This window comes from Saccharopolyspora sp. ID03-671 (assembly GCF_045278815.1).
Lineage (GTDB): Bacteria > Actinomycetota > Actinomycetes > Mycobacteriales > Pseudonocardiaceae > Saccharopolyspora > Saccharopolyspora ipomoeae.
In genome coordinates, this window is sequence record NZ_CP134054.1 from 533,368 (window position 1) to 556,879 (window position 23,512).

Annotated in this window: 20 protein-coding genes and 1 pseudogene; 11 read left to right on the forward strand and 10 right to left on the reverse strand. The window is 71.4% G+C overall.

Annotated elements, in window-relative coordinates; translation table 11 throughout:
* Positions 1-39 precede the first annotated feature (39 nt).
* From REH65_RS02600 to REH65_RS02620, 5 genes are all read right to left on the reverse strand, one after another.
* Positions 40-528, reverse strand: a complete 489-nt coding sequence (locus REH65_RS02600) for a MarR family winged helix-turn-helix transcriptional regulator (protein ID WP_406691093.1) — start codon at positions 526-528, stop codon at positions 40-42.
* Between the two features lie 27 nt (positions 529-555).
* On the reverse strand, positions 556-1,551 hold the full coding sequence (locus REH65_RS02605) for a hypothetical protein (protein ID WP_406691094.1): 996 nt from the start codon (positions 1,549-1,551) through the stop codon (positions 556-558).
* A gap of 109 nt (positions 1,552-1,660) precedes the next feature.
* Positions 1,661-2,650, reverse strand: a complete 990-nt coding sequence (locus tag REH65_RS02610; RefSeq protein WP_281454481.1) for a PHP domain-containing protein — start codon at positions 2,648-2,650, stop codon at positions 1,661-1,663.
* Positions 2,647-4,101 carry an amidase gene (locus REH65_RS02615; RefSeq protein WP_406691095.1) on the reverse strand — a complete coding sequence of 485 codons (1,455 nt, stop codon included), beginning with the start codon at positions 4,099-4,101 and terminating at the stop codon, positions 2,647-2,649. Before REH65_RS02615 ends, REH65_RS02610 begins: the two co-directional genes overlap by 4 nt.
* Positions 4,098-4,916, reverse strand: a complete 819-nt coding sequence (locus REH65_RS02620) for a hypothetical protein (RefSeq protein WP_406691096.1) — start codon at positions 4,914-4,916, stop codon at positions 4,098-4,100. The genes REH65_RS02615 and REH65_RS02620 overlap by 4 nt, the downstream gene beginning before the upstream one ends.
* Before the next feature lie 259 nt (positions 4,917-5,175).
* Here REH65_RS02620 and REH65_RS02625 point away from each other — a divergent pair, with 259 nt between their 5' ends.
* Positions 5,176-5,871, forward strand: coding sequence for a GntR family transcriptional regulator (locus REH65_RS02625; protein ID WP_406691097.1), 696 nt, complete (start codon positions 5,176-5,178; stop codon positions 5,869-5,871).
* 510 nt (positions 5,872-6,381) lie between these two features.
* Here REH65_RS02625 and REH65_RS02630 read toward each other — a convergent pair.
* Together REH65_RS02630 and REH65_RS02635 are read right to left on the reverse strand one after the other, a co-directional pair.
* Complete coding sequence (locus REH65_RS02630) at positions 6,382-7,491, reverse strand: acyl-CoA dehydrogenase family protein (RefSeq protein WP_406691098.1); 1,110 nt, start codon at positions 7,489-7,491, stop codon at positions 6,382-6,384.
* 64 nt (positions 7,492-7,555) lie between these two features.
* Positions 7,556-8,593, reverse strand: a complete 1,038-nt coding sequence (locus tag REH65_RS02635) for a 2-dehydropantoate 2-reductase (protein WP_406691099.1) — start codon at positions 8,591-8,593, stop codon at positions 7,556-7,558.
* Positions 8,594-8,896: 303 nt separating this feature from the next.
* Here REH65_RS02635 and REH65_RS02640 point away from each other — a divergent pair, with 303 nt between their 5' ends.
* The 5 genes from REH65_RS02640 to REH65_RS02660 all read left to right on the forward strand — a co-directional run bounded on the left by REH65_RS02640 (position 8,897) and on the right by REH65_RS02660 (position 16,066).
* Positions 8,897-10,594 (forward strand): thiamine pyrophosphate-binding protein, encoded by a 1,698-nt coding sequence (locus tag REH65_RS02640; protein WP_406691100.1) that lies wholly within the window; start codon positions 8,897-8,899, stop codon positions 10,592-10,594.
* Between the two features lie 11 nt (positions 10,595-10,605).
* Positions 10,606-11,832, forward strand: a complete 1,227-nt coding sequence (gene frc / locus REH65_RS02645; protein WP_406691101.1) for a formyl-CoA transferase — start codon at positions 10,606-10,608, stop codon at positions 11,830-11,832.
* A 1-nt stretch (position 11,833) separates the two neighbouring features.
* Complete coding sequence (locus tag REH65_RS02650) at positions 11,834-13,963, forward strand: acetate--CoA ligase family protein (protein ID WP_406691102.1); 2,130 nt, start codon at positions 11,834-11,836, stop codon at positions 13,961-13,963.
* Positions 13,964-14,238: 275 nt separating this feature from the next.
* Positions 14,239-15,645, forward strand: coding sequence for an Nramp family divalent metal transporter (locus tag REH65_RS02655; protein ID WP_281454490.1), 1,407 nt, complete (start codon positions 14,239-14,241; stop codon positions 15,643-15,645).
* A gap of 1 nt (position 15,646) precedes the next feature.
* Positions 15,647-16,066 (forward strand): hypothetical protein, encoded by a 420-nt coding sequence (locus REH65_RS02660; RefSeq protein WP_406691103.1) that lies wholly within the window; start codon positions 15,647-15,649, stop codon positions 16,064-16,066.
* Positions 16,067-16,096: 30 nt separating this feature from the next.
* Here REH65_RS02660 and REH65_RS02665 read toward each other — a convergent pair whose 3' ends face one another.
* Positions 16,097-16,285 carry a hypothetical protein gene (locus REH65_RS02665; protein WP_406691104.1) on the reverse strand — a complete coding sequence of 63 codons (189 nt, stop codon included), beginning with the start codon at positions 16,283-16,285 and terminating at the stop codon, positions 16,097-16,099.
* 104 nt (positions 16,286-16,389) lie between these two features.
* Between REH65_RS02665 and REH65_RS02670 the strand changes: the two genes are divergently transcribed.
* From REH65_RS02670 to REH65_RS02685, 4 genes and pseudogenes are all read left to right on the forward strand, one after another.
* Complete coding sequence (locus tag REH65_RS02670; protein ID WP_406691105.1) at positions 16,390-17,691, forward strand: MFS transporter; 1,302 nt, start codon at positions 16,390-16,392, stop codon at positions 17,689-17,691.
* A gap of 86 nt (positions 17,692-17,777) precedes the next feature.
* Positions 17,778-18,767: pseudogene (locus REH65_RS02675) on the forward strand (phytoene desaturase family protein); the annotation flags it as partial.
* A gap of 341 nt (positions 18,768-19,108) precedes the next feature.
* Complete coding sequence (locus REH65_RS02680) at positions 19,109-19,357, forward strand: hypothetical protein (protein WP_406691106.1); 249 nt, start codon at positions 19,109-19,111, stop codon at positions 19,355-19,357.
* 392 nt (positions 19,358-19,749) lie between these two features.
* Positions 19,750-20,271: a lytic polysaccharide monooxygenase auxiliary activity family 9 protein gene (locus REH65_RS02685; RefSeq protein ID WP_281454495.1), complete on the forward strand. Its 522-nt coding sequence runs from the start codon at positions 19,750-19,752 to the stop codon at positions 20,269-20,271.
* Between the two features lie 53 nt (positions 20,272-20,324).
* On the opposite strand, the gene ilvA is transcribed toward REH65_RS02685, so the two are convergent.
* Together ilvA and REH65_RS02695 are read right to left on the reverse strand one after the other, a co-directional pair.
* Positions 20,325-21,572, reverse strand: coding sequence for a threonine ammonia-lyase IlvA (ilvA, locus tag REH65_RS02690; RefSeq protein WP_406691107.1), 1,248 nt, complete (start codon positions 21,570-21,572; stop codon positions 20,325-20,327).
* Positions 21,573-21,618: 46 nt separating this feature from the next.
* The gene (locus tag REH65_RS02695) at positions 21,619-22,014 is read right to left on the reverse strand and encodes a DUF5313 family protein (RefSeq protein WP_406691108.1); all 396 of its coding nucleotides are present in this window, start codon (positions 22,012-22,014) and stop codon (positions 21,619-21,621) included.
* 97 nt (positions 22,015-22,111) lie between these two features.
* On the opposite strand from REH65_RS02695, the gene REH65_RS02700 reads away from it, so the two are divergent.
* Positions 22,112-23,407, forward strand: a complete 1,296-nt coding sequence (locus REH65_RS02700) for a lactate racemase domain-containing protein (protein WP_406691109.1) — start codon at positions 22,112-22,114, stop codon at positions 23,405-23,407.
* The last annotated feature ends 105 nt before the right edge of the window (positions 23,408-23,512 follow it).

Below are 23,512 nucleotides of genomic sequence, written 5' to 3' on the forward strand. Positions count from 1 at the left end.
CGAGTCCCGGAGGAAGATTTGGGAGGGATTTTGGGCGGGTTATTCCTGGGGTGGTGCGACTGAGAGGGTGCCTCGGGGGTCGACCTGGGTGAGGAGGGCTGTGCAGAGGTCGTCGAGGAGGGTCACCTGGGACTCGTCGAGGGCGTCGACGATCAGCGAGCGGACCTTCTCCACGTGGCCGGGAGCGGAGGCGACGACCTTGGCCAGGCCGGCTTCGGTGAGCTCGGCGATGCTTCCGCGGGCGTCGTCCTCGGCCTTGCGGCGGGCGACGAAGCCCTGCTGCTCCAGCCGGGACACCACGTGCGAGACCCGCGACGGCGAGGCGTTGGACTGCTGCGCGAGGTGGCTCATCCTCAGCTCGCGCCCGGGTGCCTCCGACAGCATCGACAGCACCCAGTAGCCGAACATCGTCAGGCCCGCGTCGCGCTGCAGCTGCGCGTCCAGGGCGGCGGGAACCACCGTCATCAGGGCCGCCAGCTTCCGCCAGGCGCGCTGCTCGTCGTCGCTCAGCCAGCGCGTATCGCTCACGACCCGAGCTTAACAGGGGTTGAAGTTTCAAAGAGGCCCTACGACCAGCGGCGACACGCCGCGCGCGGCGCAGAACGACCCGATCTCCTCCCGCAACCGCACCGCCGCCGGGGCCGCCTGGAGCGGCGTGCGCTCCAGCGACCGGCCGAGCCGCCGCAGCCGCCGCAGCACGGCCTCGGTGCGCCGGGCGGTGGCCGCGGCGAGCACGAGGTCGACCTGCTCCGCGGCGCCGTCGAGGTCGCGGCCCCGCAACCGCACCTCCGCCAGGTCCAGCCGGGCCAGGCACAGCTCCCCGACCCGCTGCCGCTCGGGCGGTTCCTGGGCGTAACCGGCGATGGCGGTGATCGCGTCCCGCTCGGCGTGGGCGAGGCCCACCTGCCCGCCCAGCCACAGCGCCGTGGAGGAGGCGTAGGCGTACTGCTTGGCGACCGGGAACTCCATCATCCCGGCCGGGAAGTCCGCCTCGGCGACCTCCTCGCGCGCCTGCTCGGCGCGGGTCAGGGCGCGTTCGGCGGCGTGGGCGTCGCCCAGGCGCGCGTGCGCGCGGGCCTCGATCGCGGCCAATCGCACTGCGGCGGTGCCGGATTCGGGCGGGTAGTGCAGTCCGTCGCGGGCGAGTTCGACGGCGTCGCGGCCGCGGTCGTCCCAGTAGGCCACCAGGCTCTGGGTGCCGCGGACCCAGCAGCGCAGCGCGTCGTCCCCGGCCTGATCGGCGCACTGGAAGGCGGTGCGCGCCTGCACTTCGGCCGCTGCGGGGTGGCCGAGGTCGAAGGCGGCGGTGGACATCGCCGCGCAGATCAACCCGGCGGTGCGGAACCAGTCGCGGGCGTGCTCGGCCGGGACCCGCCGCTCCAGCACCTTCAGCGCCCGGTCACGCAGCTCGCGCAGCTCCACGAACAGCGGGAACACCGGCTGGTGCGGGTAGTCGTCGACGATCCGCGCGACGTCGGCGCGGAAGCGGTCGAGGCTCTGCGGCCCGCCGTGGCCGGACCGGGCGGGGGTGACGGGTTCGGTAGCAGGCATGAGCGCCTCGCTCTCCACGTGGCCGTTGCCTCACGAGCCGGTCCGGACCTGGGATTTCGGCGGCTCAGGCGTACGGTGACAGCCCGCAGACCCGGCCCGCAAGTGGGGTCTACCGGGCGATGTCCGCAGCCGGGCGGGTGTTGCGGACGCGGTCGGCACCGATGCCGCACTCCTCGGCGCGGGCGCAGCCGTGCACCAGCCAGTCGAGCTGGCCGGGCGCGTGGGCGTCGGAGTCGACGGTGAACTCGCAGCCCAGGTCGCGAGCCAGGCGCAGCAGTTCGCGGGGCGGGTCGAGCCGGTCGGGCCGCGAGTTGATCTCCACGGCGACGTCGTGGTCGCGGCACGCGGTGAAGACCTCGCGTGCGTCGAAGGTCGACTGCGGGCGCTTGCGGTCGCCGATGAGCCTGCCGGTGCAGTGCCCGAGCACGTCGACGTGCGGGTTGCTCGCGGCGGTGACCATGCGGCGGGTCATCGGCCCGGAGGCCATCCGCAGCTCGGAGTGCGCGCTGGCGACCACCACGTCGAGCTCGGCCAGCAGGTCCTCGTCCTGGTCGAGGGAGCCGTCGCCGAGGATGTCGACCTCGATCCCGGTGAGGATCCGGAACGGCGCGAGCTCGCGGTTGAGCCGCGCGACCACGTCGAGCTGCTCGCGCAGCCGTTCGGCGGACAGACCCCGCGCGACCGTCAGCCGCGGCGAGTGGTCGGTCAGCGCCATCCACTCGTGCCCGAGCCAGCGGGCGGTGGTGGCCATCTCGGCGATCGGGCTGCCGCCGTCGGACCAGTCGGAGTGGGCGTGGCAGTCGCCGCGCAGCGCCTCCCGCAGCGCGGTCCCGTTCTCCGGAACCTCGGCGGCGTCGCGGACTTTCACCAGGTAGTCGGGCGTCTCGCCGCGGTGGGCCTGGGCGATGACGGTGGCGGTGGTGCGGCCGATGCCCTCCAGGTCGGTGAGCGTGCCGCGTTCGACGCGCCGGTCGAGGTCGTCGACGTCGTCGAGGACGGCCGCGGCGCGCCGGAAGGCCCGCACCCGGTAGGTGGGCGCGTTCTGCCGCTCCAGCCAGAAGGCGATCTCGCGCAGCGCCGCGGTCGCGTCGTCGCTCACCCGTCCTTGGTATCGGCTCCGGTCGCTCCGCGCCACCGTTGCAGCGCCGCGCCGATGCGCTCGGCCACGGCGAACAGCCGGTCCTCCTGGCCGGGGCTGCCGATCAGCTGCAGGCCGGCCGGGAGCCCGTCGACGGTTCCGGCCGGGACCGACAGGGCGGGAGTTCCGGCGAGGTTCCAGGGCCGGGTGAGGCCGATCAGCGGTCCGCGAACCGGCAGCGGCGCGCCGCCGACCTCGATCTCGCGCTGGTCGACCTCGGGCGCGGCGACGCAGGTGGTGGGCATGGCCAGCAGGTCCACCTGGTCGAGCAGCGCACCGACCTCGGCGCGCCACCGCTCGCGCTCGGTCAGCGCCCGCACGTACTGCCACCCGGCGGTCTCCCCCGCCTGCCGCAGGATGGCCAGCACGTCGTCGGTGAACAGCTGCGGCGCCTCGGCGACGCGTTCGGCGTGCACGGCGTGGGCCTCGCTGAACTGGATGGCCCCGAACGCCCGCAGCATCCCGTCCAGGCCGCCGGGCCGGATGTCGCGGACGTCGAGACCGTCGGCCCGCAGCGCGGTGCGGGCGAGTAAGGCGACCCGAGGATCGGTGGGGTGCAGCAGGTCCGGCGGGATCCAGCCGACGCTCACCTCGGCTCCGCGCTCCCGGCGCGGCATCGGCCGCAGTCCGGCCAGCACCCGGTAGCCGGTGCGGCAGTCGTCGGCGCTGCCGGCGAGGACGCCGACGTGGTCGAGGGTCTGCGACAGCGGGAACACCCCGCCGGTGGGCACGGCGCCGTAGGCCGGTTTGAACCCGGCCACCCCGCACAGCGAGGCGGGGATGCGCACCGAACCGCCGGTGTCGGTGCCCAGTGCCAGCGGCACGATGCCGGCGGCGACCGCGGCGCCGCTGCCGCCGCTGGAACCGCCGGTCATCCGCCCGGGGTCGTGCGGGTTGCGGGAGGCCCCGTTGTGGGCGCGGTCGCCGGTGGGGCCGAAGGCGAACTCCTGGGTGGTGGTCTTGCCGATGACGATCGCCCCGGCCTCGCGCAGCCGCGTCACGCACTCGGCGTCCTGCGCGGGCACGTTGTCGGCGAAGTGCGCCGATCCCATCGTGGTGCGCAGCCCGGCGACGTCGATGATGTCCTTGACCGCGACCGGGATGCCGTGCAGCGGCCCGCGGTCGCGCCCGTCGGCGAGTTCGGCGTCGGCGGTCTCGGCGGCGCGCAGCGCCCCGGCCCGGTCGACGGTGACGAAGGCGTTGAGCGTCCCGTCGAGCGCGTCGATCGCGGTCAGCGCGGCCTTGACGAGATCGACGGCGCGGATCTCGTCGGCGCGCAACCGCTCACCGAGCTCGGCGATGGTGCGGCCGCGGAAATATCCCGTCGTGTGCTGTGTTCCGGTGCTCAACGCGACTCCCGCCCGAGTGGTCAGCGAAGAGCTCATCGTGCGCTCGCGGTCGGTGATCGTCAACGCCCCGAGCGCACGGCGGTGATCGCCCCGAGCACCACCACCAGCAGCGTCATCGTCAGCGACAGCGCGGTCACCGAGGCGTCCTGGGCGGGTCCGTGCCCGGCGATCCCGGCCAGCAGCGCCTCGACGCCGAGGAACACCAGCACGGCCGCTCCGCCCACCGACGCTCCCGGCGCGCGGGAGCACAGCGGGGCGGCCGCGCGCACCAGGCGCGCGACGCCGAGCAGCGCCAGCAGGTTCGCGCACAGCACCAGCGGGGAGCTCCCGCCGGTGGCGGTCACGGCGAAGGCGCCGAGCACGACGGCGACCGGGATCGCGGCGATCCGGGCGGCCCGCACCTCGGGCAGCCCGGGTTCGTCCCGGCGGAACAGCCACCAGGCACCCACCAGCACCACGACCCCGGTGGCGGCCGAGAGCCACCCGAGCCCGGGGGCTCCGGTGCTCACCAGCACAATCCGGACCAGCGCCGAGGCGCCGACGGCGACCGGCACGCGTCGAGAACCGCTGCGAACGCGACGAACACCGGGATTCTCGCCGGCACCGGGCGCGCGGTGGGTGAGCAGGACCAGCAGCACGACGAGGTCGACGGTCATCGCCAGCGCCGCGCCCCAGGCGGCCAGGAACTCCGCCGCCTTCGCCGGGGCGTCGAGCGCGAGCGCGCCCGCGAGCAGAGGTGCGGCGAGCAGGCCGGCTCCGGCGACCAGCGGGTCGCGGCGGGTGGGCGCGCGCTCCCGGGCGCAGGTGAGCAGGTCGGCGGTCAGGGCCGCGAGCAGCAGGATCACCGCTGCGGACGGGACTAAGGCGGGCACGCTCATGGGCGCCTCCGGCGTGGGGAGTCGGTGATCCCCGCAGGCCACGGCTCTCGGGCCTGGCATCGGTGGTTCTAGTCGGGCGGAAGGGCGGTGTCCAGAACCACACCGGCGATCCATCCGTTCGGCCCAAGCGGTGGTCCACACTGGACGGCTCGGTCGGGGCCGCTCGCCGCGACCGGTCACGCCAGGCGGGATACTGTATGCTAAAGCCACGGGCTGAACCCGTGGACCGCATCGCCCACGAGCAACCGGAGCTGACCGCATGTCCCTGACCTCGAAACCGTCCGAGGCCCTCGCTGCCCGCCAGGTGGCGCGCCCGGTCCCGCTGCGCGAGACGGTCTACGAGGCCATCCTCGAACTGATCATCACCGGCGAGCTCAAGCCGGGCCAGCACCTGGTCGAGAAGGAGCTGGCCGAGGCGCTGGGCGTGTCCCGCCAGCCGGTCCGCGAAGCACTGCAGTGGCTCAAGAAGGACGAGTGGGTGGACCTGCGCCCGGGCTACGGCGCGTTCGTCCACAGCCCCACGCCCGAGGAGGCCGACCAGCTGCTGGGCGTGCGCACCCTGCTGGAGGCCGAGTCGGCCCGGCTGGCCGCGCTGCACGCGACCAAGGACGGCGTCGCGGCCCTCAAGCAGATCTACAAGCGCGGCGTCGCCGCCCTCAAGGCCGACGACATCGACGCGGTCGTGGCCGCCAACTCCGAGCTGCACGCCACCATCACGGAGCTCTCCGGCAACAAGGTCCTCATCGAACTCGCCTCGCAGATCAACCGCCGGGTCCGCTGGTACCACACCCCGGTCGCCAAGAGCCGGGGCAAGCAGGCCTGGGACGAGCACTCGGCCCTCATCGACGCCATCGCCAAGAAGGACGCCGACACAGCGGCCACCCTCATGCGAGAGCACACGGAGCACACCCGAAAGACCTACCTGGACCAGAGCGCAGACACGGACGAGGACTGACGAGAGCAACCACCGTCAGGCAAGCGCCGCAGGCGCTTTCCCACCACCCCGAGCAAGCAACCGGCACCGCCGCGGGCTCTGACACGTCTTCTGGGGAGGGCAGCCGACGTGTCGTGCATTGGCATGCATGAGCCTCGGATCCCGGAGCCAGAAGGCGTGTCGGGTTCCGCTACCCCCACCGCCAAGCGAAGAGACCACAGCGAGTCTTGTCAGCAGACGAAACCCCGAACCCCCAAGAAACGATCATGACCTCGGGTTTCCAAGCGGTGAAAGCGCTGAGAAAGCCGAGTCAGGCAGTATCCTTCCTGCCTGCCTGGGGCACAGGGCGTCCGCTGATTGGGTTCGACGGCCGCCCGGGTGGCCGGGCGTCGGTTCGATGAGGATGGGGGATTCGTCGCACCGGCGCCGGCGTCACCGTTCAGGAGGGGGACCAAAGGGCGGCCGCTTGTGGGGAGCGGTCGCCCTTTCTCTTCGTTCGCCTCACACAACATCGCCGGTGGTCGCCGGGTTTCAGCTCAGCAGCGGTTGTCCGCAGGTCAGGCGGGCGAGGTGGTCGAGGGCTCGGTCGGCGGGCAGCTGGCCGTGGGCGGCGGTGTGGGCGTCGCGGAATCGGCGTTCGACGCCGTAGTCCTGGCGGAAGGCGTGCTGGCCGCACACCTTGATGCCGAGTTCGGCGACCTGCACGGCGTTGTCGCCGGCGAGCGCTCGGGCTTGCAGGAGTCGTTCGAGTCCGTCGGCGTGCCAGTGGCTTCCGGCGGCGTCGGTGAGCACGAGCGCCGCGGTGTCGACCTTGGTGCGCATCCGGGCGAGGTCGGCGCGGACCTCGGGTTGCCGGCTGGGCGGGTCCTGCCAGCGCGACCAGGAGGGTTGCGGTCCGGTGACGCATTCGACGCTGCGGGTGAGCACGGCTTGCATGAGTCCGAGGGCGAGCGCGGCTTGCAGGGCGCACAGCCAGGGCAGGACCTCGTCGACGAGCAGGACCGTTCCGCCGCCTCGGGTGCCGAGCAGGGCGGAGTCGGGGACCCGCACGGGGTCGGCGGTGATGGTGGCGGTGGCGCTGCCGCGCAGCCCGACGGCGTCGGCGTGCGCGGGGACGCACAGGCCGGGGGCTTGGGAGGGGACCAGCCACCACGACAGGCCCTCCTCGTCTCGGCTGCACCAGAGGTAGCTGTCGGCTTCGCCGGCGGCGGTCACCCAGTTCTTGCGCGCGGACAGCGCGGTCACTCCCCCGCCCGACTCGGCGCGGCCGGTGGGGAGCGTGCCGGGGTTGCCGGCCTCGGCCAGCGCGAGGGTGCTGAGGTGGCGGCCGGTGGCCAGGGCGCGCAGCAGCTCGGGCCCGGCGTGGCGGGCGAGTGCGGCGGTGGCGGTGTAGTGCGAGGCGAGGATCGCGGCGGTGGAGCCGCAGGCGCGGGCGAGGCGGGTGATCACCTCGGTGGCTTCGACCAGGCCGCGGCCGCCTCCGCCGCACCTGCTGGGCAGGGTGAGGCCGAGCAGGCCCGCTCCGGCCAGGGCGGCGAGGGTGTCGCGGGGGAAGCGGCCGCGGTCGTCGACCTCGCGGGCGCGGGGTTCGACGGCGGTGCGCAGGACGCGCCCGAGCGGGTCGCTCCGGTGGGCGGTCATGTCCGCTCCCGGGTCGGGCCCGCCGCGCGTGCGCGACGGGCCCGGGTGCTGCTCTCGTGCATGCTCACTCCCGTGAGTTCGGCCCGGCCCCTGCCGGTTCGCGCACCGCCGGTTCGCGCGGCGCGGGATCGCGGGGCGCGAGGCGTTGGCCGAGCAGGTCGCCGAGTGCGTTGACGGTGCGCAGGGTCGGGGCGTCGGCGCCCACGAGGTCGGCGAGTTCGACGACCGCGGTGAGCATCGCCGCCAGTTCCAGGGGTTTTCCCCGCTCCAGGTCTTGGAGGGTGGAGGTCTTGTGCTCGCCGGCGCGTTCGGCCCCGGCGAGGCGGCGTTCGACGGCGATGTCGGGGTGGCAGCCGAGCGCGGCGGCGATCTGGAGGGTTTCGCGCATCAGGGCGGCGACCAGTTCCCGCACCCCCGGGTGCCGGCACATGCCGGCGAGGGTGGCGCCGGTGAGGGCGCTGATCGGGTTGAAGGCGACGTTGCCCATCAGCTTGATCCAGACGTCGCGGCGGATGTCGTCCTCGACGGGGCACTTGAGCCCACCGGCGATCATGGCGTCGCTGAACTCGCGGCAGCGCGCGCTGTCGCTGCCGTCGGGTTCGCCGATGGAGAAGCGGGTTCCTTCCCGGTGCCGCACCACGCCGGGGGCGTCGAGTTCGGTGGCGGCGTAGACGACGCAGCCGATGGCGCGGTGCGGGGGGAGGACTCGGCTGACCGCGCCGCCGGGGTCGACGGTCTCGATGCGGTGGCCTTCGTGCGGGCCGCGCAGTCCGTGGAAGTACCACCACGGGATGCCGTTCTGCGCGGCGATGACGGTGGTGTCCTCCTTGAGCAGGGGGTGGACCAGGGGTCCGGAGGTGGCGTAGGAGTAGGCCTTGAGGCCGAGGATGACGTGATCCACCGGGCCGATCTCGGCGGGGTCGTCGGTGGCGTGCGGTGCGACCCGGAAGTCCCCTCGGGGGCTCAGGACCTCGACCCCGCGACTGCGGAGGGCGGCGAGGTTGTCCCCGCGGGCGATGAGGCTCACGTCCGCGCCTGCCCGCTGCAGGCAGGCACCCATGTACGCGCCGATGGCACCGGCGCCGACAACAGCGACTCTCACTGGTGATCTCCACTCTGGTCTTGCGGGCCAGGCGTGGGTGTCGGTGCACGCAGTATACAGTATGCGACTTCGCGGACAAGATTTCCGCGCTCCTCAGGCCGTCGAGAGCCACCGCCGAACCGCCTGCGACCAGGCCGAATACGCACTTGTGAGTCCACACTGGACGATTTCGGCGGGGTCCGGCTCCCCGGCTCGACCTATGGACACCCGGCTTCCGCTGGGGTATGCCTGAGACACACCTCATACGGTATGCAGTATGTCGCCGACCGTAGACGCGGCCTTCTTCAAAGGGGATGAGCGCACATGGCCCAGGCTTCCGACAACGCAGGCGAACCCGAGACGATCTCCGGCGGGCACCTCGTCGCCAAGGCGCTCAAGGCCGAAGGCGTGGACACGATCTACACCCTCTGCGGTGGCCACATCATCGACATCTACGACGGCTGCGTGGACGAGGGCATCGACGTCGTCGACGTGCGCCACGAGCAGGTCGCCGCCCACGCCGCCGACGGCCACTCCCGCATCACCGGCAAGCCCGGCTGCGCGGTCGTGACCGCCGGCCCCGGCACCACCGACGCGGTCACCGGCGTGGCCAACGCCTTCCGCGCGGAGAGCCCGATGCTGCTCATCGGCGGCCAGGGAGCCCTGTCGCAGCACAAGATGGGGTCGCTGCAGGACCTGCCGCACGTCGACATGATGAACCCGATCACCAAGTTCGCCGCGACCGTGCCGCACACCGAGCGCGCCGCCGACATGGTGTCGATGGCCTTCCGCGAGTGCTACCACGGCTCCCCCGGCCCGTCGTTCCTGGAGATCCCGCGCGACGTCCTCGACGCCCGGGTTCCGGTCGAGCGCGCCCGCGTGCCGCGGCCCGGCGGCTACCGCGCCACCACCCGCTCGGCGGGCGACCCCGACGCGATCGAGAAGCTTGCCGACCTGCTGGTCAAGGCCGAGAAGCCCTGCATCCTGCTGGGCAGCCAGACCTGGACCTGCCGAGCCACGGACTCGGCGGTGAAGCTGGTCCGCGAGCTGAACGTGCCCGCGTTCTGCAACGGGGCCGGGAGGGGCACGCTTCCGCCCGCGGACCCGCTGCACTTCCAGCTGGCGCGCCGCTACGCCTTCCAGAACTCCGACCTGATCATCATCCTGGGCACCCCCTTCGACTTCCGGATGGGCTACGGCAAGCGCCTGTCGCCGCAGGCCACCGTCGTGCAGATCGACCTGGACTACCGCACGGTCGGCCGCAACCGCGACATCGACCTGGGCATCGTCGGCGACGCCGACGCGGTGCTCACCGCCGTGGCCCAGGCCGCCTCCGGGCGCCTGAACAACGGCGCCGGCGGCCGCACGACCTGGGTGCAGGAGCTGCGCGAGGTCGAGACCGCCGCGCTGCAGAAGCGCCTGCCGCGCCAGCACTCCGACGCCTCCCCCATCGACCCCTACCGGCTGGTGCACGAGATCAACGAGTTCCTCACCGAGGACTCGATCTACATCGGCGACGGCGGCGACATCGTCACCTTCTCCGGCCAGGTCATCCAGCCCAAGTCCCCCGGCCACTGGATGGACCCGGGACCGCTGGGCACCCTCGGCGTCGGCGTGCCCTTCGCGATGGCCGCCAAGAAGGCCCGCCCCGACAAGGAGGTCGTGTGCCTGTTCGGCGACGGCGCCTTCAGCCTCACCGGCTGGGACTTCGAGACGATGGTGCGCTTCGACCTGCCCTTCGTCGGCATCGTCGGCAACAACTCCTCGATGAACCAGATCCGCTACGGCCAGATCGCCAAGTACGGCGAGGACCGCGGCCGGGTCGGCAACACCCTCGGCGACATCTCCTACAGCAAGTTCGCGCAGATGCTCGGCGGCTACGGCGAGGAGGTCGACGACCCCGCCGACATCGCCCCCGCGCTGCAGCGCGCACGCGAGTCCGGCAAGCCGTCGTTGATCAACGTCTGGGTCGATCCCGAGGTCTACGCCCCGGGAACGATGAACCAGACCATGTACAAGTGAGGTGTGACGTCATGAGCGCACTCGAAGGTGTCCGGGTCCTGGACATGACTCACGTGCAGTCGGGCCCGTCGGCGACCCAGATCCTGGCCTGGCTCGGGGCCGACGTGGTCAAGCTCGAAGCCCCCACCGGCGACATCACCCGCAAGCAGCTGCGCGACGTCGCCGACGCCGACAGCCTCTACTTCACGATGCTCAACTGCAACAAGCGCAGCATCACGCTGAACATGAAGTCCGAGGCGGGCAAGGAGATCTTCACCCGCTTGGTCGCGGAATCCGACGTGCTGGTGGAGAACTTCGGCCCGGGCACCGTGGACCGGATGGGCTTCACCTGGGACAAGCTGCGCGAGATCAACCCGAAGCTGATCTACGCCTCCATCAAGGGCTTCGGCGACGGCCCCTACACCCACTTCAAGGCCTACGAAGTGGTGGCCCAGGCGATGGGCGGGTCGATGTCTACCACCGGTTTCGAAGACGGCCCGCCGCTGGCCACCGGGGCGCAGATCGGGGATTCCGGGACCGGGATCCACACGGTGGCCGGGATTCTCGCCGCGCTGCTGCAGCGCGAGCGCACCGGCGAGGGCCAGCGGGTGTCGGTGGCGATGCAGCACGCGGTGCTGAACCTGTGCCGGGTCAAGCTGCGCGACCAGCAGCGGCTGGCGCACGGCCCGCTGCGGGAGTACCCCAACGCCGAGTTCGGCGACGAGGTGCCGCGCTCGGGCAACGCCTCCGGCGGCGGCCAGCCCGGGTGGGCGGTGCGCTGCAAGCCCGGCGGCGACAACGACTACATCTACGTCATCGTGCAGCCGCAGGGCTGGGCGCCGATCGCGAACCTGATCGGGCGCCCGGAACTGATCGAGGACCCGGACTGGGCCACCCCGGAAGCACGTCTGTCCAAACTGGACAAGATGTTCAGCATGATCGAGGAGTGGACGCTCGGGCACGACAAGTGGACCGTGCTGGCCGCGCTCAACGAGCACAACGTGCCCTGCGGCCCGATCCTGTCGACCAAGGAGATCATCGAGGACGCCTCGCTGGCCGACAACGACATGATCGTCAGCGTCGATCATCCCGAGCGCGGCGAGTTCAAGACGGTCGGCTGCCCGATCAAGCTCTCCGACTCCCCCGTGCACGTCCAGCGCTCCCCCCTGCTCGGCGAGCACACCGCCGAGGTCTTCCGGGACCGGCTGGGCATCGACGAGTCCGAACTGGCCGAGCTCAAGGCGAACGGAGTGATCTGACGTGGCATACGACGGTGCCCTCGTGCGGGAGGTGCTCGACGCCGTGCGGTCCGACGGCCGCACGGCGCTCACCGCCCCCGAGGCCAAGAAGCTGTGCGACGCCTACGGCATCCCCACCGCCGGTGAGGGCCTGGCCACCAGCTCCGACGAGGCGGTCGCGCTGGCCGCCGAGATCGGCGGACCGGTCGCGCTCAAGATCGTCTCACCGGACATCCTGCACAAGACCGACGCCGGGTGCGTGCTCGTCGACGTCCGCGGCGCCGACGACGTGCGCGCCGGGTACGAGACGATCCTGGCCAACGCCCACGCCCACACCGAGAACCCGGCCATCGCCGGGGTGCAGGTGCAGCAGATGGTCAGCGGCCAGGAGGTCATCGTCGGCGCCACCACCGACCCGACGTTCGGCAAGGTCGTGGCTTTCGGGCTCGGCGGGGTGCTGGTGGAGGTGCTCAAGGACGTCACATTCCGGTTGGCGCCGCTGAGCGCCGACGAGGCCAGGTCGATGCTCGACGACATCGCCGCCGCCGACGTGCTGCGCGGCGCGCGCGGCGCCGAGCCGGTCGACGCCGAGGCCCTGGCCGAGGTGCTGCGGCGGGTCTCGGACCTGGTCAGCGACTTCCCGGAGATCGCCGAGCTGGACCTCAACCCGGTGTTCGCCACGCCGTCGGGGGCCACGGCGGCCGACGTGCGGGTGGTGCTGCGCTCCGACGAGCCGGAGGCGGTGCCGCAGCGCTCCCCGGAGGAGATCCTGGAGTCGATGCGGCGGTTGATGACGCCGAGCAGCGTCGCGGTGATCGGGGCCTCCAACGAGGAGGGCAAGATCGGCAACTCGGTGATGAAGAACCTGATCAACGGCGGCTACGCTGGCGAGATCCACCCGATCAACCCGAAGGCCGACGAGATCATGGGGCGCACGGCCCACAAGAGCATCACCGACGTGCCGGGGCCGGTGGACGTCGCGGTGTTCGCGGTGCCGGCGAAGTTCGTGGCCTCGGCGCTGCGGGAGTGCGGCGCCAAGGGCGTCTCGGCGGCGGTGCTGATCCCGTCGGGCTTCGCCGAGACCGGAAACCAGGAGCTGCAGGACGAGGTCGTGGCGGTGGCCCGCGAGCACGGGATCCGGCTGCTGGGCCCCAACATCTACGGCTACTACTACACGCCGGAGAACCTGTGCGCGACGTTCTGCACGCCCTACGACGTGCGCGGCGGCGTGGCGCTGACCTCGCAGAGCGGCGGGATCGGCATGGCGATCCTGGGGTTCTCGCGGACCACGAAGATGGGCGTGTCGGCGATCGTGGGGCTGGGCAACAAGTCCGATGTGGACGAGGACGACCTGCTGACGTTCTTCGAGCACGACGACAACACCAACGTGGTGGCCATGCACCTGGAGGACCTCAAGGACGGCCGGGCGTTCGTCGACGCCGCGCGCAGCATCACCAAGAAGAAGCCGGTGGTGGTGCTCAAGGCCGGGCGCACCGACATGGGTGCGCGGGCGGCGAGCTCGCACACCGGCGCGCTGGCCGGCGACGACAAGGTCTACGACGACGTCCTGCGCCAGGCGGGCGTGGTGCGGGCGCCGGGCCTCAACGAGATGCTGGAGTACGCCCGGGGGTTGCCGGTGCTGCCGACGCCGAAGGGCGAGAACGTCGTGATCATCACCGGTGCCGGCGGTTCCGGGGTGCTGCTCTCGGACGCCTGCGTGGCCAACGGGCTGCGGCTGATGGACATCCCGCCGGATCTGGACGAGGAGTTCCGCCGCTACATCCCGCCGTTCGGCGCGGCGGGCAACCCGGTCGACATCACCGGTGGCGAGCCGCCGAGCACCTACGAGGCCACCATCCGGCTCGGCCTGCGCGACCCGCGGATCCACTCGCTGATCCTCGGCTACTGGCACACCATCGTCACCCCGCCGATGGTGTTCGCCGAACTGGCTTCCCGCGTCGCCGAAGAGGCCCGCGCGGAAGGGATCGACAAGCCGATCGTGGTGTCGCTCGCGGGCGACACGGAGGTGGAGAAGGCCGCGGACTACCTGTTCGACCACGGCATAGTCGCCTTCCCCTACACGACGGAGAAACCGGTAGCGGTCCTGGGCGCCAAGTACCAATGGGCCCGCTCCGCCCACCTCCTCCCCTGATCGGCGGTCCCCCGGACGAAAACCGCAACATTCGTCGCGCGAAAACCGCGGTTTTCACGCGATGAAAACCGCGGTTTTCGCCGGGTCGAATACCGCGGTTCCCGCCCGGGCGAGAACTGCGGTATTCGACCTGCGGGGCCGGTGTGCACTCCCATGGACAACCCCAAAGGACAAGGAGGTCCGATGTGGACGCTGAGCAGGCGCCTGGGAGAGACGATCAAGAACCGGTATTAGCAGACGGCGGTCGGGTGTGGCGCGCAGGTGGGCTGGAGCCGATGCCCATCCGCAAGCTGCCCGACGCTCCGCCGTCGATCCACCTGCTCGGCCCCACCGTGTTCCTCGTGGCGCTCGGTGTGGGCATGGGCGAGTCCTACATGTGGCCGCGGCTGGTGCTGATCTTCGGCCCGGAGATCCGCTGGCTGTTCCTGATCGGTGTGACGTTGCAGGCCGTGGTGATGCTGGAGATGGCGCGCTACGCGATGGCCACCGGCGAGAGCATCTTCTCCGGCGCGGCGCGCGTGGCCAAACCGGTCATGTGGTTCTTCTTCATCACCGCCATCGCGGTCTACATCTGGCCCGGCCACCTCTCGGCGGGCGCGGCGGCGCTGGAGCAGATCACCGGAATCCCCTGGTACATCTCGGGATGCGTGGGCCTGCTGCTGGTCGGGGTCATCTTCACGATGGCCAAGGTGATCTACAGCCTGCTGGAGAACGTGCTGTCGATCCTGATCGGCCTGCTGGTGGTGGGCACCGCGGTCATCGCCTCGCTGGTGGGCAACCTCGGCGATCTGACCAGCACGATCGCCGGGATGTTCCACTTCGGGTACTTCCCGCAGGCGGCGATGTCGCCGGAGTGGTTCCCGGTGGTCGTCGGCGCGATCGCCTTCGCGGGACCGTCGGGCATGCAGCAGATGTGGTACACCCTGCACCTGCGCGATTCGGGTGCCGGCATGGGTTCGCACATCCCCCGCATCCGCGGCCTCAGGCACGCGGGCGAGGAGGAGGCCATGCCCTCGCGCGGGTTCATGTTCGACACCGACGACCCGTCGGAGATGGCCAAGTGGAAGGGCTGGCGGCGCTGGGTCACCTTCGACGCGCTGCTGCTGTTCTGGGGCGTGACGATGCTGGTGACGATCTCGTTCACCGTCCTCGCCCAGGCCGCTTCGCGGGAGAACCCGAACGTCAAGACGCTCATCGAGTCGGGCGAGCGCGAGGCCGCGCTGTCGGCGATGTCGGACGCGTTCTCGGCGGCGGGTTCGCCGGTGCTGGGCACGGTGTTCCTCGGGTTCATCGCCCTGATCGGCCTCAACGCGACGCTGGGTCTGTTCGACTCGTTCTCCCGCGGCCAGGCGGACATGACCTATCACTTCGTGCCCGGCGCCAAGCGGTTCGGGATGTCGAAGCTCTACGCGGCGTTCCTGTGGGGCGTGATCATCTTCGGGATCGTGATCCTGCTGTTCGGCCCGGCCGACGGACCAAGCTCGATCCTGGACATCCTCGCGTTCCTGTCCACCTTCGCGATGGGCGCCTACTGCGTGGTGCTGCTGCTGGTGAACAACCGGATGCTGCCCAAGCCGATCCGGCCGAGGTGGTGGTCCAACCTGATCATCGGGCTGGGCGCGGTGTTCTACCTCGGGATGCTGTTCTACAGCCTGGTCGAGTTCGGCGTGGTCGTGAGCTGACATGACGATCACGGGAGGCAGGGCTGCGACGAGGATCACCGCTCCGGGTCTGGTCATCGGCACCGTCGCCGGGCTGTTCGCGGCGCTGTTCGCGCTCGTGGCCGGGGCGCCGGCGGCGTGGGCGGTGACCGGCGGGCTGCTGCTGGCGGTGCCGCTGGCGGTCTTCGGCGCCGGGTGCAGCGCGCTGCGCCTGAGCGGGAGGCTGCGCACCGGGGCGTTCGCGCCGATCGCGCTGTACTGGCTGATCGCGTTCCCGCTGGCGCGGCTGATCCAGGAGGTCGGCACCCGGCTGGTGGTCGGCGACGGGTTCGCGCTGCCGCCGCAGCCGGGGTCCTTCCTGGTCTACCAGGCGCTGATCGGCATCGGGTTCGCGATCGGGTTCGTGTGGGTGCAGGAGCGATTGGTGCGGGGTGGTGCCTGACATGAGCGGACCGGGCACCACCACCGGCGATCAGCCGTGCGCGTCGACGAGTCGCTCCTCGTCGGCGCGTCCCGGCTCGGGCCGCGCGCCACCGCGCCGGTCGTCGTGACGAGCCGACGCGATCGCGGCGGACGTGGCCAGTCCCAGCACGCGCCCGTCCGCCGCGTAGCCGCGCGGCATGCGTTCGAAATGGCGCAGGATGGCTCCGATGATCCGCATTGTCCTCACCTCCTCCCGTTCTCGTTCACTGCATACAGTATGCCGGCCCACTGTCCGGTTGACGAAGTTCTTGTGAGCACCGACACCCGAACGGAGGGGAGCCGATGCGCGACGACCAGGCGATGATCGGCCTGCACACCCCGCAGCTGGTGGTGCGCGACCACCACGGTCGCCGCTACCGCGTCGGCGAGCGCCCGCGCGAGCTCGCGGGACTGCCGCGCGCGGTGATGCTGGGCGCCTGCTGGTTGCCGATGCTGCTGGTCGGAGCCCTGCAGTACGCCTTCGGCGCCGCGATCCCCGGCCTGCTGGCCGCCGGGCACGACCTGGCCGAGCTGTGCTGGACGCTGGCGGGCTGGACCGTGCTGCAGGCCGGCGCGGGCTACCCGGCCGCCCTGCTGCGCCGCCGCTCCCGGACCGGAGCGCGCACGATGCTCGTGGTCGGCGGGATGCTCTGCGCCGCAGGAGTTCTCAGCCTCGGCCACGGCATGACGACCGTGTACTGGCTGCTGGGCGGCACCGGCGCGGGCCTGGTCTACGCGGCCTGCACCTCCACGGCCGAGAAGTGGTTCCCGGAGAACCCCGCCGCGCGCGTCGGCGTCGTCACCGGCGCGTTCGCCTACGGAGCCACCCCGCTGGTCATCGCCGCGACCCTGGCACCCGATCACGTCGAGACCGGGTTGATCGCCTACTCCCCCGTCCTGCTCGTCGGCGTGGCCGGGTGCGGGTTCCTGCTGACCGACCCGCCGCGGCACTGGTGGCCCGCGCACGTCGACCACCGCAGCTGGGCGCGGGCGAATCCGCCTGCCGCGCGGGAGTTCTCGGCCGCCGAAGCGCTGCGCACCCCGGCGTTGCCGCTGATGGCGACCTGCCTGTTCTGCGCGGCGGCGGTGTCGCTGTTCGACGCGGCGTTCCTCGCCCTGCTGGCCGCCCCGCTGTCGCCGGTCGCGGCGATCGCGCTGTTCGTGGCGACCAACGGCGCGGGCCGCTCGGTGGCGATCCCGGTCGCCGCGCGGCTGGGCCGGCGACGCGCGCTGCGCTGGGTGATGACCGCCCAAGCTCTCGGGCAGGTGCTGCTGCTGACCGGGATCTCGCAGGGCTCGCCCGGGTGGCTGGCGACCGGGGCCGCCGTCGCCGGACTCGGCGGCGGCGCGTTCTACCCGCTGTTCGCGGCGCTGGCGCGGGAGTGCTTCGGGCAGTCCCGCAGCGTCGAGGTCCACGGGCTGGTCTACAGCGCGAAGGCGATCAGCGGCGTGGTGGGCATCGGGCTGGGTTGGCTGGTTCTGGCCGGCTGGGGCCCTGCGGTGGCGCTGGCCCTCGCGGCCGTGCTGTCCTTGCTGTCCACGACGTTGTGCGGAGCACTGCGGCGCCAGGGATTTCCCCACACTCTGCCCAGCGGAAGACCTTGATCGGTCTAGCGCCGAGTGCGAGGATCTTTCCGCTTCTGGTGATGATCAGGTGCCCGCGGCCGGGCACGCGGGAGGGTCGGGCTGGGATGAGCACCGAAGTCGATGTCATCGTCGTCGGATCCGGCATCAACGGCCTGGTCGCCGCCGCCGAGATCGCCCGCGCGGGCCGCTCCGTCCTGCTCGTCGAGCGCAACGACCGCCTCGGCGGCTTCATCGCCTCCGAGCAGCGCACCGTGCCCGGCTACGTCCACGACACCTACTCCTCGTGGCACCCGCTGTTCCTGGCCGGCCCCGCCTACGCCTCCCTCGGAGAGCAGCTGCACGAGCACGGGCTGGTCTACCGCAACACCGACACCTGGGCGGCGGCCAGCGTCGCCGACGACGGACGGGTGAGCCTGGCCCACCGGGACCCGGTCCGCACCGTCGACGGCTTCGAGCACGACGCCGACCGCTCCGCCTACCTGTCCATGTTGGGCAGGATCGGTGGGAACATGGCCGCCATCAACGGTTTCCTCGGAAGCGAGCTGCGCTCCTGGGCGTTGCTGCGGCACGGCGCGAAGCTGATCAACACCGGGGGCGTCCGCGGCGCCGAGGGCTGGCTGCGGCAGCTGGCCACCAGCGGGCGCTCGTTCTGCCGCCGCGAGTTCCGCGGCGACGAGGTCGACCACCTCTTCACCCCGTGGCTGCTGCACGCCGGGCTCGGGCCCGACCACGCCTCCGGCGGGTTGATGACCGGCCTGCTCGCGGCCGGCCTGCACGGCGCGGGGCTGCCCGTGGTCGAGGGCGGCGCGGACAACTTCGTGACCGCCTTCGCCAAGCTGCTGGACTCCCTCGGCGTGCAGGTGCGCACCGACACCGAGGTCGAGCGGATCATGATCGACGACGGCCGCGCGATCGGCGTCGTCTCCGGCGACCACGTCTTCCGCGCCCGCCACGCCGTGCTCGCCTCCGTCGCCCCCTCGACCCTCTACCAGCGACTGCTGCCGCCGAGCGCGGTGAAACCCCACCTGGCGCACCAGGCTTCGCAGTTCCGCTACGGGCGCGCCGCCATGCAGATCCACGTGGCCCTGTCCGCACCCCTGCAGTGGCGCGACGAACGCCTCGCCGACTTCCCGATCGTGCACCTCACCGACGGGTCGGCGAGCACCGGGATCGCGTGCGCCGAGGCCGAAGCCGGACTGCTGCCGCGACGGCCCACGGTGGTGGTCGGACGCCAGTACCTGGTGGACGCCACCCGCGTGCCCACCGGCGCGGCGTCGCTGTGGCTGCAGCTGCAGGAGCTGCCGTTCCACCCCGTCGGCGATTCCGCCGGTGAGCTCGACACGAGCCGGGGCTGGACGCGGGAGCTGGCCGAGGGCTACGCCCGGCGGGTCTTCGACCGGCTCGACGCCCACGCCCCCGGCGTGCACGACCTGGTGTGCGCGGTCGACATCATCAGCCCGCCCGAGCTCACCGCCACAACCCGAACTCCGCCCAGGGCGACCCCTACGGCGGCAGCACCGAGCTCGACCAGAACTACCTGTGGCGCCCGCTGCCCTCGGCGGGCGGCCACTCGACCTCGATCCCCAGCCTGTGGCACATCGGCGCCTCGACGCACCCGGGTCCGGGCATGGGCGGCGGGTCCGGTCACGCGGCCGCCACGGCCTTGCTCAAGCGCATTCGCTGAGCACCCCTCCTCTCACCGCCATTCCCGATTCAGAACGCCGGAAGAGCCCTGGATCGGCGCGTTCTCAGCAGGCGAAAGAATGATCTTCGCCGCGCGCGTGGCGAATTCATGCCATCCTCCACAAAAAACGGGAATGCGGCTGGGAAATTTCGTACCAACCGACGAAGACCAGCCATCACAGCAGGTCAAGACACTTTCACCGGCGCGGGCGAATGGACGCGTAGCCGATTCGTCCTTGACCGGCCCACGCGTCCGAATTATGGTCCAGACCACCAAGCGATTGGTGAATTCCCTTCCGCGACAGGAAAAACCGACAACGAGCGCCCCACCACGGGCGCCGCTGTTCGGAATCGATTCACACTGTCGCGCGTTCTCCCCCGAAGGAGCTGACAATGCCCAAGCGCAAGATCTCCGCAGCCATGGTCGGTGCCGCCGTCGCACCGTTCCTGCTCGCGATCCCCGCCGGAACCGCCAGCGCCCACGGCTACATCGACGCCCCGCCGAGCCGCCAGGCCCAGTGCGCCGCCGGCACCGTCCAGTGCGGGTCCATCACCTACGAGCCGCAGAGCGTCGAGGGACCGAAGGGCCTCAAGAGCTGCAGCGGCGGCAACGAGAGCTTCGCCGAGCTCGACGACGACTCCAAGGGCTGGACCGCCACCCCGATCGGCACCCAGGCCACCTTCAACTGGAAGCTGACCGCCGCCCACGCCACCACCACGTGGGAGTACTACATCGGCGACAAGCTGGTCGCCTCCTTCGACCAGGGCGGCGAGCAGCCCCCGCAGACGCTGCAGCACAACGTCGACCTGTCCGGCTACAGCGGCCCGCAGAAGGTCCTCGCGGTGTGGAACGTCGCCGACACCGCCAACGCCTTCTACGCCTGCATCGACGTCAACGTCGGCGCCAAGAAGTAGGAACGCGAGAAGGCGGGCCCGGACATCCCGGGCCCGCCTTCCCACGACCGTTGCTAGACCAGGAACGAGAACAGCGGCGAACCGGGCGAGACCTGCTCGATCTGCAGCGGGGACTCCTTCATCCGCCTCAGCAGGTCGTCGAGGTCGTCGGCGTTGTCGAGCTCGATGCCCACCAGCGCCGGACCGGTCTCCCGGTTGTTCTTCTTGACGTACTCGAAGGCCACGATGTCCTGGCCGTCCACCAGCACGTCGTCCAGGAAGTGCCGCAGCGCGCCCGGCTCCTGCGGGAACGTCACCAGGAAGTAGTGCCGCAGACCCTCGTGCAGCAGGGACCGCTCGACGATCTCCCCGTAGCGGCTCAGGTCGTTGTTGCCACCGGAGACCACGCACACCACCGGACCTCGCGGCGCCCGCTCCAGCATCCGCGACGCCGCGCTCGCCAGCGCACCCGCGGGCTCGGCGATGATCCCCTCGGTCTGGTACAGCTCGATCATCTCGGTGCACACCGCACCCTCGGGCACCGCCACCAGCTCGTCGACCAGCTCCCGCGCCACCTCGAAGCCCAGATCGCCCACGCGGCCCACCGCCGCACCGTCGACGAACGTGTCGACCTCCGGCAGCTTCACCGGCGCGCCCTCGTCGAAGGCCGCGCGCATGCTCGCCGCACCGGCAGGCTCGGCACCCACCACGCGGATCTCCGGGAAGTGCTCCTTGAGCCACAGCACGATCCCGGCCAGCAGCCCACCGCCGCCCACCGGCACGATCACCGTGTCGATCGGGCCGTCGTGCTGCTCGGCGATCTCCAGGCCCACCGTGCCCTGACCGGCGATGGTGCGCGGATCGTCGAACGGGTGCACGTAGATCGCACCGGTGCTCTCCGAATCCGCCTTCGACGCCGCGCTGGCCTCGTCGAACGACGACCCCGCGATGATCGGCTCGACCCACTCGCCACCGATGCTCGCGATGCGCTTGCGCTTCTGGCGCGGCGTGTTGGCCGGCAGGTACACCCGGCCCTTGATCCGCAGCTCGCGGCAGGCGAACGCCAGCCCCTGCGCGTGGTTGCCCGCGCTGGCGCACACCACTCCCCGCTCGCGCTGCTCGGCGTCGAGACCGGAGATCAGGTTGTAGGCACCGCGCACCTTGTAGGACCGGCACACCTGCTGGTCCTCGCGCTTGAGACGGACCGGAACGCCCAGCTCCGCGCTCAGGCGGCTGCTGGTCTCCAGCGGCGTGCGCCGGACCACCTGACGCAGGCGCGTTCCGGCCCGGAAGATCGCGGCGGGACTCAGCTCAACGGACACCTGTCGATACTAAAGCCGCTGGTGAATCGGGCGGCCGTCGGGTGGCTCAGCTCTCAGGCGGGTCCTGCCGCCACACCGCCCGGTACCGCTCGGCGGCCGCGGCGTCCCGCTGCCGCCGCACAGCGGAGCCGTGACCAGGCGGGAAGCCGTACTTCGCGAGCCGGCTGTCGACGCTGTCGACCGAGCTGGTCAGCACGATCCGGGCCACCACCAGCACGCCCAGCAGCAGCGCCCCGGCCGCGATCGGCCACGCCCCGCCCAGCACCCCCAGGCCGACGAACAGCAGCACACCCAGCGGCGCGATCTGCAGCAATCCCCGGATCAGCACGCGCAGCACCCACGTCCGGCAGGTCGCGTCGTGCAGCACCCAGTCCCGGTACTGATCGGGCAACCGCCGTCCGTACTGGTAGGCGATCCACCGAAGAGGCCCCGGCCGCAGCATTCCCCCAGCATAGAACCACGCCGCTCAGGTGGTGATCGCGGCCGTTCGACCTGCCAGGGTGGGGGAAACACCTGGTCCGCAGCCCCGGAGAAGAAGCATGTTCAACGTTGAGAGAGTTCGGTTGGCCGGTGCCGACGTGCCGCTGCCGCGGATGCTGCCCGTCGAGCAGCGCTTCGCGGCCTCGTCGGTCGAGGACCTCGAAGGGACGATCCGCGCGCAGGTCGCCGAGCACGCCCGCACCCACCAGCTCGGCGGCAAGCGGATCGCGGTGACCGTCGGCAGCCGCGGCATCGCGCAGCTGGACCGGATCGTCATCGCCCTCGTCGGCGCCCTGGCCGAGCACGGGGCGAAACCGTTCGTCATCCCGGCGATGGGCAGCCACGGCGGCGGCACCGCCGACGGGCAGCGCCAGGTGCTCGCCGAGTACGGCGTCACCGAGGAGACCGTGGGCGCGCCGGTGATCGCCTCGATGGAGACCGTCGTGGTCACCGAGCTGCCCGACGGCACACCGGTGCACTGCGACGCCGAGGCCGCCCAGGCCGACAGCATCGTGGTGCTCGGCCGGGTCAAGCCGCACACCGACTTCCGCGGCTCCCACGAGAGCGGTCTGGCGAAGATGATCGCCATCGGGCTGGGCAAGCACGAGGGCGCGGCGACGCTGCACCGCCACGGCTTCGAGAAGTTCGACACCCTGATCCCCGAGACCGCGGCGGCGGCCCTGGCGGTGCTGCCGTTCGAGTTCGCCCTGGCCGTGGTGGAGAACGCCTACGAGGACCTCGCCCGGCTCGAACTGGTGCCCACCGAGGGGCTGCTGGAGCGCGAGGCCGAGCTGCTGGCCGAGGCGAAGTCGCTGATGCCGAAGCTGCTCATGTCCGACATCGACGTGCTGGTCGTCGACGAGATCGGCAAGGACATCAGCGGCGCGGGCATGGACCCCAACATCACCGGCCGGGCCCCGGTCAACGCCGACAAGTTCCGCGCGACACCGGTGAAGCGGATCGTGGTGCTGGGGCTGACCGAGCACACCAACGGCAACGCGTGCGGACTCGGGCTGGCCGACTTCACCACCCAGGGCTGCGTGGACCAGATCGAGTTCGGCTCGTTCTACACCAACTCGCTGACCTCGGGCGTTCCCGACGGAGCGCGGATCCCGATGGCGCTGGCCTCCGACCGCGACGCGATCACCGCCGCCGTGGCCCTCACCCAGGGGCCCCGGCCGCGGCCGCCGAAGGTGGTGCGCATCCGAAACACGCTGTCGATGCCGCGCGTGGAGGTCTCCGAGGCGTACGCCCAGGAGGTCGCCGAGCACCCGGACATGACGGCCCTCGGCGAGGCCCGCCCGTGGGAGTTCGACGACACCGGTCGCCTGCCGAAGCTGCCGCCCGTCCACTGAACCCGACCCGGCCTGGACCTCGCACGTCCTGGCCGGGTCCTCCTGCGCTTCAGCGGCATTGATTTCGATCCGCACTGAAGCAATAGGTATTTCTGACTAGTGTTA